The organism is Hellea balneolensis DSM 19091, assembly GCF_000428525.1.
GTDB classification, from domain to species: Bacteria; Pseudomonadota; Alphaproteobacteria; order Caulobacterales; family Maricaulaceae; genus Hellea; species Hellea balneolensis.
Window position 1 is genome coordinate 186134 of sequence record NZ_AUAC01000002.1, and the last position, 14633, is coordinate 200766.

The window sequence follows — 14633 nt, forward strand, 5'->3', positions numbered from 1 at the left end:
CAAATAATCACGGTTCTTAATTAGGCGCAAGATGAAAGCTTGCTTTAACCAAAAGTGCATCTGTTAACAGTGCGTGATATTCCATACGAGAAATCTCTATAGCCCCCATGGTTCTCAAATGGTCTGTAATAAATTGCGTATCGAGCAGTATATAACCGCCTTGCAAGAGCCGCTCGACTAGATAGACGAGGGCAATTTTGCTGGCATTGGTGGCACGTGAAAACATACTTTCACCAAAGAATGCACCTCCGATAGAGACGCCGTATAGGCCGCCGACTAATATGTTATCTTGCCAGACTTCGACTGAATGGGCATTCCCCATATCGTGAAGGCGGCCATAAAGAAATTCGATACCGTCATTAATCCATGTATTTTCTCTTCCGGGAGCCGCTTCGGCGCATTTTTCAATCACTTGCGGAAACGCCTTATCAAAAGTGACGCTAAAGGACATGTTTCGGATAAATTTCTTTAGAGACTTTGAAACGTGCAACTTATCGAGTGGAATTATACCGCGGTGGTCAGGGTCCAGTAAATATACGTTGGGGTCGTCCCGGTTGTCAGCCATCGGGAACACGCCGCGGCGATAGCAATCCAACAATTCCTCAGGCCCGAATTGCTTCATTTAGACTTTAGCTCGGCTTTAAGTCTTTCCGGCGGTTCTGCGTAAAGAAACCCAAAGGACACAGCACCATCTCTTTCTGTCGTGTGGTGGTGCAGTCTATGGGCAAGGACGAGACGGAATAAATATCCCTTCTTAGGTGTGTAATTAAAGGGCCAGCGTTGATGGACTAGGCCGTCATGCACAAAGGCGTAGAGAATTCCATAAAGTGTGAAGCCTAAGGCAACATACCAAAGAGGTTCCCACCATAGCGAACCCGAAATAAACAATGCGGCGGCGATAATGCTAAAACAAACAGCATAGAGATCATTTTTCTCAAAATAACCTTTTGTATGAATATGGTGACTTTCATGCCAATTCCAGCCTCTGCCATGCATAAAGTATTTATGAAAATAGAGCGCGAAAACTTCCATGCCGACAATACTGGCGACAACTATCAGAATATTCGCAATCATGAGCCAAACTTTCGGGCGGGTAATCGCCACCAAGGCTCATGTGGGTAGAGGTGATGTTCATGATGATACCCAAAATGAAAACAAGTCAAAAGTGACAGCCATTTCGGAAAATCATTCGTGCGCGCGTTGTGATGATCCGGGAAAGCCTCTGAATGGCGATGCGTAAGATAGGTTCCAAAATAGAAAAGCTGGACCGAGGACAGAATAGCCGGAACCGCCCACATAATAATTGTGTTGAGATATGAGGCACCAAACACGAATATATAAGCCATCGTGAAGCCAACCAATATTAGGAATTGCCGCAATCCGAAATACTCTCTGAAAAACTTCAGATACCATGGCCAGAAAGAGTTAGGGTTATTTGCATTAAAGTCAGGGTCATCCACTGTGCCGGGATAATCATGATGGGCATGATGGGCGGTGCGCATATAGCTCCAATCAAAGCCCGCATAGACGAACATGATAGCCTTGCCTATCACAGCATTGGCTTTTTCATTATCCGGAACCAACGTGCCATGCATCGTGTCATGGGCGACTATAAACATTCCGGCATATAACCAGCATTGCACGGCTATAAGGACTATTGTTTGCCAAAACGGGGCGCTAAGAGAATGGAAAAAGACGCTATAGATATGCACAATAGCCCAACTGCCAACGACTAAAATTGCGTAAAGCAATCCAATCGCTAAGTTCGGTTTTGGTATCGTCTCTTCCATCAAACTCTCATCATACGGTGCGAAATCAAGGCTGCGAGTAACAATATCACAGCAGCCAGGCCAAATAAAATTCCCCATACATGTAAGAGATCAAACGCCGTTTGTCCCCGTGCCAAAATGCCGTAGAAAGCTTCTATGCTCCAATGATTAGGCGTGAACCGTCCTAAGCTTTGTAACCAGTCCGGCATCATAAAGCGCGGGACCATAGATCCGCCAATGGCTGAAAATAAAAGCACGATAAATGTCGAGACCGTATTCATTTGCGCTGAGCTCCCCGACAGGCTTGCGACTAGCACCGCAATGGCAGAGGCCAAAGCCGCTGAACCCATGCAGGCGAGGGCTAATGACGGCAAATGTTCCATAACAGACACGCCAAAAGCCACATGACCAACCGCAACGATGATCGCGGCCTGTATCGTGCCGATGAGTGTAAGAAATAAGAACTTCCCCGTCAGCATAGCGAATGCACCGGATGGTCCCACTAGAAGTCTGTCAGAAATACCGTTCTTGCGCTCATCAAGCGAAATGGCGGCGCCTTGCATTGCTGAAAAAAGTAAAAAAAGTATCGCTGTTGCTCCGATATAATAGGTCACAGATTGATCTGTAACATTATCGTTTTGCGTCTCAGGCATGGCGGAAACTTCCGTAAAAACTTCAGGCGAATTAACTTGAGCGCCTTCCGCCATGATTTGACGAAGCTGTCCCATTAAGACTGTGGCGGCCACCTCTCGGCTTGGATCTTTTATAATGGCAATCGATTTAAGCCCAGGTTGTGAGATATCACCCGCAATAATAAAACCGACATCATCTTGCCCTAATCTGACCCGCTCGCGAACGGACTCTGCGTTCCAGTCATCATTCGTGCTAAGCGTGAATGTGGCTTTGTCCTCAATATTTTTCGCCAGCATAATACTCGCAGGCGCGTCACTGGTGAGCGCCATTGATACGCGCAAATCCAATGAACCGCCCGACGCATTGGAAAATATCGCAGCAAATATTGCGAAAATAAAACCGGGTAAGATAAAGGCTAGAACGAGGGCACCTTTATCACGCCATAATCTCAGCCACATAATTTTGAACATGGCCGAAATCATTGGCATGTTCCTGTTTGCTCAATACGGTGCATCAAGGACGTCAAGCCAGGCCGCCTCACGCTGACTTCTCTGACTAGATCATTTCGGTTTTTTAAAGCAGTCATAAAAGCAGAAACGAATGACACTTCGCTCGCTTGTGTCATAGCAGTCCATATGGTCGGAAGCTCGCCTTGACTAAATTCAAAAGGTTTCATGGACTTTACCACTTCAGCCTCAGGCGGAGAGGCATAGCGCACCATGACCTCGCGCATGCCCGCAAAATTTCGGCTTAAGATACGCGGCGGCGTATCAAAGTCCAATTTAGCGCCATCACATAAAATCAGAACCTTATCGCAAAGCGCTTCCGCTTGCTCTAGCTCATGTGTGACTAATAAAACGGCAATGCCTCTCTCAGCAAGTTTTCTGGCCAGCCTGTGGAGTGTGTCGCGGGCAGGGACATCAACGCCCGCCGTAGGCTCGTCGAAAATAATGACTGTTGGGTTGTGCATTATCGCCGCGGCTACATTGATACGGCGTTTCATTCCGCCCGATAACGCACTCACCAAATCATTGGCTTTACCGCTCATGCCAACGGCTATGAGTGCATCCTCTACAGCCGTTTTACGGCTTGTTTTCGGTAGACCCATAATCTTCGCAAAAACCGTTAAATTCTCTCTCGCGCTCATATGGCCATAAAGGCCTATATCTTGCGGAACGAGGCCCAATAACTTCTGACGGTCATGCCCGCGTTTTAGCCGTGCATCCGCAATTTCAACATAACCATCGTAATTAACACGCCCACATAATGCCTTGATAAAGCTTGTTTTTCCAGCTCCATTTGGTCCTATAATGCCTATAAGCTCACCAGACGCAATTTCTACATCGATATTCTTAAGGGCATGATGTTTGCCGTAACGAACTGAAAGATCAGAAACACGCAATGCTGATGTCATGACGTCAGGAATGAGAATTGAGCATCCAAAACGGCGTTGAGCGTTAAGTCATTACTCAACTTAGCCCGGGCTATAGCGGCCTTAGCACTGTCAATATAAGCGCCGAGCCGCTCCATTGCCGCCTCTGAACCTGTCAGCGCCAGTATAGTGGCCTTACCCACATCCCGGCCAACGGATTTTTCGGCCTCTTTATCGGTCATGACTGTATCTTTAACATCATCCATCAATTGAAAAGCGAGCCCTAAGTGATAAGAAAAGTCTTTTAAAGCCGCTCGTTGAGCCGATTCAGCACCCGCTAACACTGACGCGCCTTCCACACTAAAATCAAATAAAGCACCTGTTTTCAATGTATTAAGGCGTTCTATTTCAGCAACGCTAGCATTTGCATCACTATTAGCCAGATCCGCTATTTGCCCTGCAATCAAGCCTTTGGATCCAACCGCATAAGATAGCAGGTCAACAAGCTCGATACGCTTCTCCGCATCAACATTTTTTAAGCGTGACAACACCCCAAATGCGCGGTTCAACAAAGCTGTCGCTGTTAAGATGGCGGTGCTTTCATCAAAGGCGATATGCGTTGTAGGTTGGTTTCGCCGCAACGCGGCATCATCCATACAGGGTAAATCATCCAGAATTAAAGATGCAGCATGCACCATCTCCGCCACACAACCTACATCAATAGCTGCTTCTCCTTCGAACCCGATACCTTTGGCGACAAATACGCAAAGTAAGGGCCTGAAACGCTTTCCTGGGGACAAAAGCGCATGACGCTGTGCTTCGTGAAGACGTGCTGGCCATGTTTGTGCAGAAGGCACTATGCTGAACAAGCGCGTTTCTATTGCTGCACGGGCACCGCTAAGGTCTTTTTCTAGCGATTGCCTTAATGACATGGTCTTTAGATTCTCAACAGACATGTTTACGTTTTGGCATAGCCATAACTCTGAGGAAAGAAAATAGCACGACAAAGCGCAGAATGTTTACGCCTGCAACTCTAAACGCTTTGTGTTGATGAGCTTGAGTAATTCTGCCGCCGCTTTCGCGTCACATAATGCACGGTGATGACCCGTAAGGTCTATCTCAAATTCTTGGCACAGATTTTTCAAACTATAAGAACGATAACCTGAATATAGTTTTCGCATGGACGCGCAGGTACATATTTTGGGATGACGAAATTTCTGACCCAAGCGTTTATATTCGGAGGCGATAAACCCGTAATCAAAATTCACATTATGGGCCGCAAAAATAGCGTCTCCCATAAAATCCCTAAAACTATCTGCTACCTCGTGGAAAAGAGGGGCCTCCCTGACCATGTCCTGAGTGATCCCGGTTAGCCGCGTGATATTAGCTGGAATTGAGCGCTGGGGATTTAACAGGCTTTGCCATTCACCAATAACTTTTCCGCTTTGAACTTTAACAGCGCCAATCTCTGTCAGTCGGTGTAATCCGGCTCTGCCGCCTGTTGTTTCAACGTCAACAACAACATATATTTGATCCGGATCCAGGACCCAATCAATACGCGTAATCTGTGTCTCAAACCCTGCTTGCCTGAGCTGCTGAATACGGGTCAATTGATTGCGCCGAATAACGTCACCTTCCGCCTTAATTTCAACAAAGCGAATATGCCCGTTTTCAACACACATTAAATCCGGAAAACCATCTTTCATCTGGTTATAATTCTGAACCATTAACCGCATAATAATGGACAAGGAGTCAGGTGGAGCTTGAAAAAGTAATGTTTTTACTTTCTCAACTGTTCGTCCGTTCCACCGGAAAATCCCATTAGGTGTGTTATGATGGCGACTGATGACTTTCAGCAAGTCTATCAAGACTAAATTCGCTTTGGAAAGGTGTTTTAATTTTAGCTCTATTGCATCTTTATAATGGGTATAAAAATCACCTGATTTCAATAGTGCTGGAATGCGCTCAAAACTATTATAGAGACCTGCCGCGCTGTCTCCGTAAAGCTCCTCCCAGAATAATAGCCCAAAAAGCATTCGCCACATTGCATTTTCAGTTCGATATACGGTCTGGCCCTTAGCCTCATAGTAACGTTTAGCAGCGGCTTCGGGTTGATTACGATAAGCTTCATCAAGCTTTATATTGTCACCGCCGCGCAAAATATCTGTAACCAAACTTGTGCGCTTTTTTTGGAACTTTCGGCTATAAAAATCCTGTGCAAAATTATGTTCCTCATCGCTTCCGGGGTTGTCGATAAGGTCTAATAAGCGTTTTTCGCTCCACTCTTTTTCACCCTGCCTATATCGAATACGAATAACGCGCTCATTACATAAAGGCGTATCGCTACGCTCATATAGTGATAAAGCCGTTGAGATGTCTTCCAGGCGTTCGGCAAGGCCGCCAAGCTTTTGTAATAGCTTATCTCTGCTGTGTGTGCTCACAGGACATATAGGAGCAGGCCAGTTATCAACACTGTCAATCAAAGCCGTAATATCAGCCTCTGTTCCATGCTTGAAATCATGTAATGCACTTGCATAAAAATAGGCCGCTTGAGCCTCTTGAGACGTCTCAAAACGCGCGCCATAATCTTCTTTAAAATCAGGCGTTTTAATAAGTCCCAAATCCCGCATGGTGAAATTTTGAAGGTTAGTCTCGATCTTCCCAAAATAGAGAAATAAACAAAAATTAAGAGCGTCCTGACGCGACTGAACAATGTAATGCGGGTCTATGATATCTTTGGAGTAGGGAATATGCGTTAGAGCTGCATCAACCAAAACAGCTTTCTTCCAAGAAACCCTATAAGCACTTGCGCAAACATGTTTCATCAAAAAGGCAATAAGCTCAGTTTTGGAGAGGGACATTAAAAAGCTAGCGTAATTTTCCGGTGCAACTGCTGAGACAAAATTCAGTTCGCGTAAAATAGTGGCTTGTTTTTTAAGGTGAGGGATTTCCGCATAGGATAGCTTTTCCAAGGAGAATACAGCCCCTTTTCGCCCAGCTAACCTCGCATAAAGACATTGCGCGGGGACAGGCAGGGCCGCGAAGTCTTTTAAAAATGATTTTTGCTCATCCTGCACAACAGCTTCATAGCGCTCTGCAACAAACTTCAGCATCTCGCAAAAATTTGTGTGATAATAATATTGAGGCAAATCAGGCAGGGCGCGTTTTTGTCTCTGCGGTCTCAAAAGAAATCCTCCGCATCAGGAACACGGCCGAACGCGATTTTTGCCCCCGCATATCCTCCTGGAATTTTGTAGCGCGGCCCAAGGTGGATGAGTGCTTTTTTTTCTTTGCGGTTATAGCTGTCCATGACATCTGTGAGCTTATCCCAATTTCGGGTGTCTTGCGGCTCGAAAAGATCTCGGCCTCGTTCACTCGGCAAGGCGATTTTGTGAAGCATGACATAGACTGCTGCCAGTTGGCGGGGCCTCATTTCAGAGATCCCGCGCTCATAAAGTCTGTGCATATGCTTTAACAGGCTATGATCATCACGGCAGGAGGGAAATTGAGTCTCTCCCGTCCAGCGCCGTTTGTTTTGATCCCGCAAAGACACAGACATAGCTGCAGCTGTGTAATTTTCCCGGCGCAAGCGATTAGCCGCTTTCACCGTGAGGAGGCGTAGGCAATCAATCGCCCGTTTTGGGTTTTTAAACTCACCCGAAAGCACGCGGCTATGGCCGAACATACGGCGTGTTGTCTTGGGGCGTTCAATTTTATGGCCGTGGAGTTGCGCCCACATACGCTCGCCCTCAACATTCCCCCAAATCGCCCGGGCATGTTTGGCTGAGATCTTCCAAAAATCCTCGACAGATAAAATCCCCGCCGCGCTCAGGCGCTTTTCCATCCCGGTTGAAATACCCGGCAGATCTGAGAGGTTAAGGCTAAGCAACGGGCCGGGCAAATCCTCGCTACGCAGCATAACAAACCCATTAGGTTTCTCAAGCTCAGCTGCCACTTTGGCCAAAAATTGGTTGGGGGCCAAGCCAATTGAGGGCGTGATGTAAGCGCCTATATTGCGTCGCAACCCTAGCTGCACATCGAGGCCGATTTCATAGGCCTGCTCTCGTTCCCGTCCGATCAGCTCACATTCCATTTCATCGATAGACCAGACCTTTTTGATAGGAATGTGCCGGTTTATCTCTTGAATAATTTTATTATGAATATCGACATAAACATCAGGCCGGGCCACACGGATAGCAATATCGGGACAGGCTTCACGCGCCTCTGAGACCCGCATACCCCGCGTAATGCCGGCCCGCTTTGCCATATAGCACCGCGTTATCAGGGCAGAGTGTTCAGACCCCAAGGCTGTTATGCCCACTGGCTTTGAGCGAATGTTCGGTTCCAGCTGTTTTTCGACATTGGCAAAAAACGCATCAAAGTCGATATAAAGCGAATTTATGGAGCAGGGTGGTTGCATATATGTCCTCTATAAAACCGAACATATATAGAACATTTAAGCTTGTCGATATATTTCGACAAAATAGCTGAATAGATTATTCGCCCATATATTTACTGGCATCACCGTTCGGGCCCAGATTCATTATGTAAAATTGTCCAAATTGAACAGTTTGCTTTGCCCGCGCGAGATTGAAATTAAGTTGGGTCTTATCAGCAGCATAATCACGCTTGGCCTTCCCCGTAGCGTTATAAAGCTTCCACTCTTTGCCCAGAGCAACGCGTTCTTCGAATATTGAGTCATATGGCTCGATATTGCGCTGGATGTTTACGCTGATGTCACCTGTTTCTCTTCCTTTTTGAGGCTTGGCGGCCCGCGCCCAATAAGAAAGTAAAATTACATCACCTTTCGCAATAGACTCTGTCATTGGTATACGGGTTGCAGTATCCCAAGGATTCTTTTTAGTTTTCTTCACACGGACTTGATAAGCAGTCCCGCCAGGTGCGCCTTCGGATTTTACGACGGCGTCTTTTTTATCAGAACCATCAGTACGCCACTTAATGTCATAAGGATTGTTTATAAGCTTACCAGGCAATTGCGCGTCTAATGCCGCTAGGGCTTGTTCAATTGCAGCATCATCGGCGTGTGAAGGACAAACTGCAGTCAGTAATAAAATGGCTACTGCAGAAAAAGATATAAAAATACGATCAAACATTAATTTTTCCCATAGTTCTTTTTTAAGATTTTTAACTGCAAAAAGACAGCGCTGTCAATTTTCACTTACAGTATTCTATATAAGACCTATATTAGTCTAAAAGTCTTGAAAGATAAGCTATTTGAGCTTCAATCTCTTTATTGGCTTCGCCAAATTTATAACTAGACTTTAATTTCTTAAGCTTTTTGAGATGCTTTGCAGCCCCTTTAAGGTTGCCATCCTGATACTCAAGTAAGCTCAATCTGAAATGCGCATCATAAAGATTTTTACGCATATTAGCAGCGCGAGATAGAGTTTTCTTAGCTTCTACTATTTTACCGAGTTTTAACTGGGAAAGTCCCTTCATATAAAGTTGAAACCCCCGATCTTCACAGGTTCGTTTTGTGGCCGATTCTTTGTTCTTAAAGGAGGAGGAGTTATATTGCGGGATAGGAGGTGGCGCAGACTCAACCACTGAGGCTCCTCCTAATCCACCCACAGGCTGTGGTGTTGAAACTGCATCGGCAGCAAGGTCAGAAGTAATTGAGCTGTCACGTGCCGTCTCAACACCTGAAATAAAATTACGCTCTGCTCTCAAAGCACAAAATGCATTTCGGTCAAACTCTATTTCAGCCTTTGCAAAATCTCCCGCGTGCCAAGCAGACATAGCTGGATCTTTTTGATTGGTGCCTCGTGAAATAATTTCATCGATAGGCTCAGAACCTTGCGATAAGGCCGGGGCCGAGAAAGCAAGGCTTATGGATAATACTGATAATGCTAAGGTTTTCATCGTGCTAACTCTCTTTGCTCTGTACCTAATGCGTTTGACTTAATTTGGAAATTCTCTGAACTGCCACAATGGATATCGTTAAACTGGCTTGGCTCCATATGTTTCTAGAAATGCCTCATGGGTTGGCATGTTATAGACAGCCCGCTTCATAGCATTTTGCATTGATCCAAGGCTATGCTTAACCTGCTCATGGGGCAAAGATGAAACAATAGGGTCAATGGCCTTTGGAATAACGTTTTGGCCAAGACATACCGCGATCCAGCTAGCTTTCGAGAAAAGTTCGTCATCATACCTAAAGACACGGCCGGCCTCACGAAATAGATCGATTTTTCTGGAAAGGCTTTCCGGAACACTCATATTTCTACAATAATTCCAAAACGGGCTATCAGCACGCTGAGTAGCTGCATAATGCAAGATGATAAAATCCCTGACTTGATGAAATTCCTTTAGCATTTGTTTGTTATATTCATCACGCACAACGTTAGACACATTCGCCGTGGGGAATAATGTAATAAAACGGCTAATGCCCATCTGAATTAAGAACAATGATGTGGACTCAAGAGGCTCCAAGAAGCCCGCCGATAATCCGATGGAGATACAATTCTTATTCCAAAGTGTTTCGCGGCATCCTGTTTTAAAATTGATTTTACGAGGCCCACCGAGTGGCTTGCTATCTAGCCCATCCATGAGAATATCAATGGCTTCATTATCACCCATAAATTTACTTGAATATATGTGACCGTTTCCGGTCCTATGTTGCGTTGGAATACGCCACTGCCAACCTGCGTTCTTAGCGGTGGCTTTTGTATATGGCAGCAATGCACCGACCCGCTCACTCGCGACCGTTTGGGCGCTATCACAGGGGAGCCAATGACTCCAATCCGTGAAAGGCACTTTTAAAGCCTTTTCGGTAAGTAATGCTCTAAAACCCGTACAATCAAAAAAGAAGTCACCCTCAATCTGACTTCCGTTGTCCATGGTTAGGCTGGAAACGTTACCATGTTCAGGCTCAAGTGATACACCTTCTACTTTTCCTTCTATCCGTTTAACGCCTCGCTTTTCAGCATAATCACGAAGGAATTTTGCATAAAGCGTCGCATCAATATGATAGGCATAACGCAAATGAGACAAAACAGAACGTGGATTGGTGTCCGGTAAAACAAATTTGTCGTGCTCAGCGGCTACAGCACACATACTATAATCCTGAAGCGGGGATGAATTTCCTGCGGATTTAGCGTGCAGCCAATATTGGTGAAAATCGATTCCTTGCATATCGACGCCAATATTGCCGAAAGGATGAATGTAAGATTCGCCTTTTTGGCCCCAGTCAATAAATTCGATGCCTAATTTAAACGTGCCGTTCGTCGCTTTTAAGAACTCAGCCTCATTGATCCCCAACATCGCATTGAAATTGATCATATCGGGAATAGTGGCCTCGCCAACACCCACAGTTCCGATCTGCTCAGATTCAATGAGAGTAATATTGACTGATTCGGGTGACAAGAGACTTGAAAGAGCGGCTGCAGTCATCCAACCGGCGGATCCACCGCCGACGATTATGATGCTTCGCAGCGCGTTTTTTTGTATTTCAGCCATAATTTACAACCTTTAAATCGCATATTGCCTATTTATTCTGAAAAGGCTTGTGTCATTTTTGTCACATCATGAATAAATAGTCACTTTATCTCGTTATTGGTCCCTCAAACATATTTGACAGCGCTGTCAAATTGGTCTTTATAGGCTTTAAGAGAATCCGTAAAGGATCATTAAATAGTTCTACAGAACGTCAAAAGCCATCAAGGCACAAGGGAGAGATTCAGTGAAATCCAAAATAAACACGCCAATGGACCACCTAAATAAGCTAGCGCTCATGGGCACTACTGCATTAATTGCGAGTTTAATGACTTTGCCAACAATGGCACACGCGCAAGACAACACCACTTCTGTAGAGGAAGATGATGAGATTGTTACAACAGGTATTCGCCAGGCTTTGAAACAGGCTCGTGATCTAAAACGTGAGGCTGATACAGCAATTGACTCAATAACAGCGTCAGATGTTTCTGCGTTACCTGACCTTTCTGTCGCAGAAGCTTTAGCACGAGTACCCGGCGTCGTAGCGCAGAGATTTGACATCGAGAATAACAATGGTGGTGACTTTCCATCACCTGAAGGAGGCGGTAATCTTATACGCGGCTTAACTTTGGTAAGATCAGAGTATAATGGGCGTGATGCTTTTTCAGCTAATGGTGGACGTTCGCTTGACTTCGGAACTGTTCCTCCTGAGTTAATTGGCGCCGTTGATGTATATAAGAACACATCAGCCGACCTAATCGAAGGCGGGATCGGGGGTACTATTAATCTGCGGACTTTAGAACCATTTGATCAGAACGGAACATTAGCCCAAGTTTCCGCTGACGTAACGTACACAGATTTGGCTAAAAAGTTTTCACCAGAATTCAGTGTCATATTGGGTGATCGATGGGACACGGGTAACGGTGAGTTTGGACTATTGGGATCGTATTCCAATTCACAGTTACAATCCGAACTTCACGGCTTCCAAATTGGGCAGGTTGTTCCTTTTAATACAGGCAATGAGACCATAGGTCTCCCAGGTGGTTTCCAACTACGAACAAATGAAGTAGATCGCCAACGGGATAGTTATTACATAGCAGGACAGTGGCGTGATAATACAGGGGACTTGCAAATTACTGCTAAGTACTCACTCATTGAGAATGATACAAATAGCGATGAGCGCACACTTGAATTTTTCCCGGATGGTGAAAGTTGGAATCAATTTGAAGTCGCTAGTTTGACAACAACTCCATTTACGTCAAGTGGTTTGCCACAGTGCCAAGGCGGTAACGATCCAACGCCAGCCAATCCGACTTGCGAAATGACACAAGCTGTCACAGGATTATACGAATCCGGAGTGATTTCAAATAATCTTCGTGATTGGACGGGCGCTGCGGGCGCTCCCTTCACAAATTTAGGCATCAACCAAGTTGATAAGTCAAAGACTGATGATATTAGCTTAAATATCAAATGGCGTCCAACAGATCAGCTATTTGTACACCTTGACGGACATAAAACATCTGCTGAATTTTCACGGGAACGCCTTTGGGGTGGAACACGTTTCTTTTCTGATTTCGAGTTGAATGCTGATTTAGATGACCCTTGGATTTCTCTTCAGCCAACACTAAACAACAATCCTAACAGACGCGCTGGTGGTGGCTCTCCAACTAATGGAGTTCTCTCAGATCCTTCTAATGCAAACCTATTGTTTGCTGCGGATGAGTTCCAAGAAAATGATGGGGACATGTATGCCCTACGCGGAGACATTGAATATGAATTCGACAATGACGGTTGGTTTGACGCAATTAAATTTGGAGCGCGTTTCGCTGATCGGGAGCAGGTAAACCGTCAAGCGGGACTGAACTGGGCTGCCGTTGCACCGCCATGGGCTGGTGGATATTTACCTTATTCGGAATTCTCTGGTGCGGGAACTGGCGAAGTCGTAGATTTTGGCGGATTTTTTCGCGGAGGCGTTGTGCGCGGCGGACAAACACAAGTTGTTTTTGCTAACCGAGATCTACTCCAGAATTATGATTCTTTCGTTGGTGCCTTGGCAGGCGAAGAAACAATTCCTTCTCGAATTGATGATCAGAGATGTCCCGATAACCCTTTCACAGTTTACAGCGATTGGGCCCCTCTAAAGGATAACGGGTTTGATGGCGTTGACTATGCCTGCCGTGGTTCTGTAGGAGACGTTAGAGAGAAGGTGCAAAATTACTATGGCCGTCTGGATTTTGGTAATGAATTCGAAAATGGCATGTCAATTGAAGGTAATGTGGGGGTAAGATACACAAAAACTGACGTGACAGGTGTGCGGAGTAATACCTTTGTGCAAATCTTCAATGACCCAAATAACGCGGGTCAGACACCAATTGATTTTAGCCCTGAAACTGTTGCATTTTTCGATCAAGAGGGATTTGAAGAGCGTGATGCTGATTTGTCAAGTAATGATTATTGGTTACCATCGCTAAACCTTAAATGGAACGTAAGTGATGAAACCCTCATTCGCTTCGCTGCAAGTAAGGCGATCACACGTCCACGTATTGATCAGTTGAGAGCCAATCAAACGACTGTTGCTGGACTACTCTTTGTTACGACTGATGACCCCACTGTTCCTCAAGATGAGCGGATATTGGATATCAGGCCAAATCAAATTAATGTATTTAGCGGAAATCCAGATCTAAAACCTATTGAATCGACCAACCTGGATGTATCAATAGAACACTATTTCGGAGATGATAATTCACTTACCTTGTCTCTGTTCTCTAAAGATATCAAAAATAACATCATCTATGGTTCAGAAACCATTGGTACTGCGACCCTTGACAGCCGTGAAGTTCCAATCATCTTTAACGGTGACCTCAATCAAGATGAAGCTAAGATAAAAGGTTTAGAGCTAGCCTATACTCAATTTTATGATGAGTTACCTGGTATTTTAGGTAACCTCGGTATCCAAGCTAACTATACATATATAGACGCGAAAACGAATGCTCCTGTACCTGAAGTTGTCGAAGGCGACCCAGGGTTTGATTTTCAACGAATTTATCGTTTTGGTGTAAATGATTTCCCAGGATTATCAGAGCACGCTGCTAATATCATTGGTATTTATCAAGACGAAAAACTTGAAATGCGTCTCGCCTATAATTGGCGTTCAGAATATTTGGGCTCTTATCGTGACTTTGTTACGGGCAACCCTATTTTCCAACAGGCAACAGGGTATTTGGATGGCTCTGCGAAATATGATTTCAATGACAATTTCCAAATCCGCTTGCAAGTTGCTAATATTTTGGACGAAAAAGCAAATGCAGAGCAGCAAATTGATGCTGACGGTCAACGCTTCGGACGTACAAGCTTCACAGGTGACCGCCGGATTAAATTCGGTGCACGTTACAAGTTCTAAAGTT

At 45.2% G+C, this 14633-nt stretch carries 12 protein-coding genes; 1 reads left to right on the top strand and 11 read right to left on the bottom strand.

Annotation, left to right across the window (positions count from 1 at the left end; all coding sequences use genetic code 11):
* Positions 1-16: 16 nt before the first annotated feature.
* The 11 genes from aat to F569_RS0101075 form a co-directional block, all read right to left on the bottom strand.
* Positions 17-622: a leucyl/phenylalanyl-tRNA--protein transferase gene (gene aat, locus F569_RS15895; RefSeq protein WP_034387013.1), complete on the bottom strand. Its 606-nt coding sequence runs from the start codon at positions 620-622 to the stop codon at positions 17-19.
* Complete coding sequence (locus F569_RS0101030) at positions 619-1074, bottom strand: sterol desaturase family protein (protein WP_026940655.1); 456 nt, start codon at positions 1072-1074, stop codon at positions 619-621. The genes aat and F569_RS0101030 overlap by 4 nt, the downstream gene beginning before the upstream one ends.
* A complete protein-coding gene (locus F569_RS0101035) occupies positions 1071-1790 on the bottom strand; it encodes a fatty acid desaturase (protein WP_026940656.1) in 720 nt (239 codons plus the stop codon). The genes F569_RS0101030 and F569_RS0101035 overlap by 4 nt, the downstream gene beginning before the upstream one ends.
* On the bottom strand, positions 1790-2872 hold the full coding sequence (locus F569_RS18620; protein WP_162143711.1) for an ABC transporter permease: 1083 nt from the start codon (positions 2870-2872) through the stop codon (positions 1790-1792). Before F569_RS18620 ends, F569_RS0101035 begins: the two co-directional genes overlap by 1 nt.
* Before the next feature lie 8 nt (positions 2873-2880).
* A complete protein-coding gene (locus F569_RS15905; protein ID WP_051279060.1) occupies positions 2881-3816 on the bottom strand; it encodes an ABC transporter ATP-binding protein in 936 nt (311 codons plus the stop codon).
* The gene (locus F569_RS15910) at positions 3813-4730 is read right to left on the bottom strand and encodes a polyprenyl synthetase family protein (RefSeq protein ID WP_051279062.1); all 918 of its coding nucleotides are present in this window, start codon (positions 4728-4730) and stop codon (positions 3813-3815) included. Before F569_RS15910 ends, F569_RS15905 begins: the two co-directional genes overlap by 4 nt.
* Positions 4731-4793: 63 nt before the next feature.
* Positions 4794-6959 carry an exonuclease domain-containing protein gene (locus tag F569_RS0101055; protein WP_051279063.1) on the bottom strand — a complete coding sequence of 722 codons (2166 nt, stop codon included), beginning with the start codon at positions 6957-6959 and terminating at the stop codon, positions 4794-4796.
* Entirely contained in the window at positions 6956-8194 is a 1239-nt protein-coding gene (locus tag F569_RS0101060) for a Y-family DNA polymerase (protein WP_026940658.1), read from the bottom strand. The genes F569_RS0101055 and F569_RS0101060 overlap by 4 nt, the downstream gene beginning before the upstream one ends.
* A 76-nt stretch (positions 8195-8270) precedes the next feature.
* Entirely contained in the window at positions 8271-8888 is a 618-nt protein-coding gene (locus tag F569_RS0101065) for a carbohydrate binding domain-containing protein (protein WP_026940659.1), read from the bottom strand.
* 91 nt (positions 8889-8979) lie between these two features.
* Positions 8980-9657, bottom strand: a complete 678-nt coding sequence (locus F569_RS0101070; RefSeq protein ID WP_026940660.1) for a hypothetical protein — start codon at positions 9655-9657, stop codon at positions 8980-8982.
* A 78-nt stretch (positions 9658-9735) separates the two neighbouring features.
* Positions 9736-11253: a tryptophan halogenase family protein gene (locus tag F569_RS0101075; RefSeq protein WP_034387016.1), complete on the bottom strand. Its 1518-nt coding sequence runs from the start codon at positions 11251-11253 to the stop codon at positions 9736-9738.
* A gap of 304 nt (positions 11254-11557) precedes the next feature.
* Between F569_RS0101075 and F569_RS0101080 the strand changes: the two genes are divergently transcribed.
* Complete coding sequence (locus F569_RS0101080) at positions 11558-14629, top strand: TonB-dependent receptor (protein WP_051279065.1); 3072 nt, start codon at positions 11558-11560, stop codon at positions 14627-14629.
* The last annotated feature ends 4 nt before the right edge of the window (positions 14630-14633 follow it).

Bases quoted from the DNA above. Each gene is read 5' to 3' on its own strand.
- aat (WP_034387013.1), bottom strand. From the start codon at position 622: ATGAAGCAATTCGGGCCTGAGGAATTGTTGGATTGCTATCGCCGCGGC.
- F569_RS0101030 (WP_026940655.1), bottom strand. From the start codon at position 1,074: ATGATTGCGAATATTCTGATAGTTGTCGCCAGTATTGTCGGCATGGAA.
- F569_RS0101035 (WP_026940656.1), bottom strand. From the start codon at position 1,790: ATGGAAGAGACGATACCAAAACCGAACTTAGCGATTGGATTGCTTTAC.
- F569_RS18620 (WP_162143711.1), bottom strand. From the start codon at position 2,872: ATGTTCAAAATTATGTGGCTGAGATTATGGCGTGATAAAGGTGCCCTC.
- F569_RS15905 (WP_051279060.1), bottom strand. From the start codon at position 3,816: ATGACATCAGCATTGCGTGTTTCTGATCTTTCAGTTCGTTACGGCAAA.
- F569_RS15910 (WP_051279062.1), bottom strand. From the start codon at position 4,730: ATGTCTGTTGAGAATCTAAAGACCATGTCATTAAGGCAATCGCTAGAA.
- F569_RS0101060 (WP_026940658.1), bottom strand. From the start codon at position 8,194: ATGCAACCACCCTGCTCCATAAATTCGCTTTATATCGACTTTGATGCG.
- F569_RS0101065 (WP_026940659.1), bottom strand. From the start codon at position 8,888: ATGTTTGATCGTATTTTTATATCTTTTTCTGCAGTAGCCATTTTATTA.
- F569_RS0101070 (WP_026940660.1), bottom strand. From the start codon at position 9,657: ATGAAAACCTTAGCATTATCAGTATTATCCATAAGCCTTGCTTTCTCG.
- F569_RS0101075 (WP_034387016.1), bottom strand. From the start codon at position 11,253: ATGGCTGAAATACAAAAAAACGCGCTGCGAAGCATCATAATCGTCGGC.
- F569_RS0101080 (WP_051279065.1), top strand. From the start codon at position 11,558: ATGACTTTGCCAACAATGGCACACGCGCAAGACAACACCACTTCTGTA.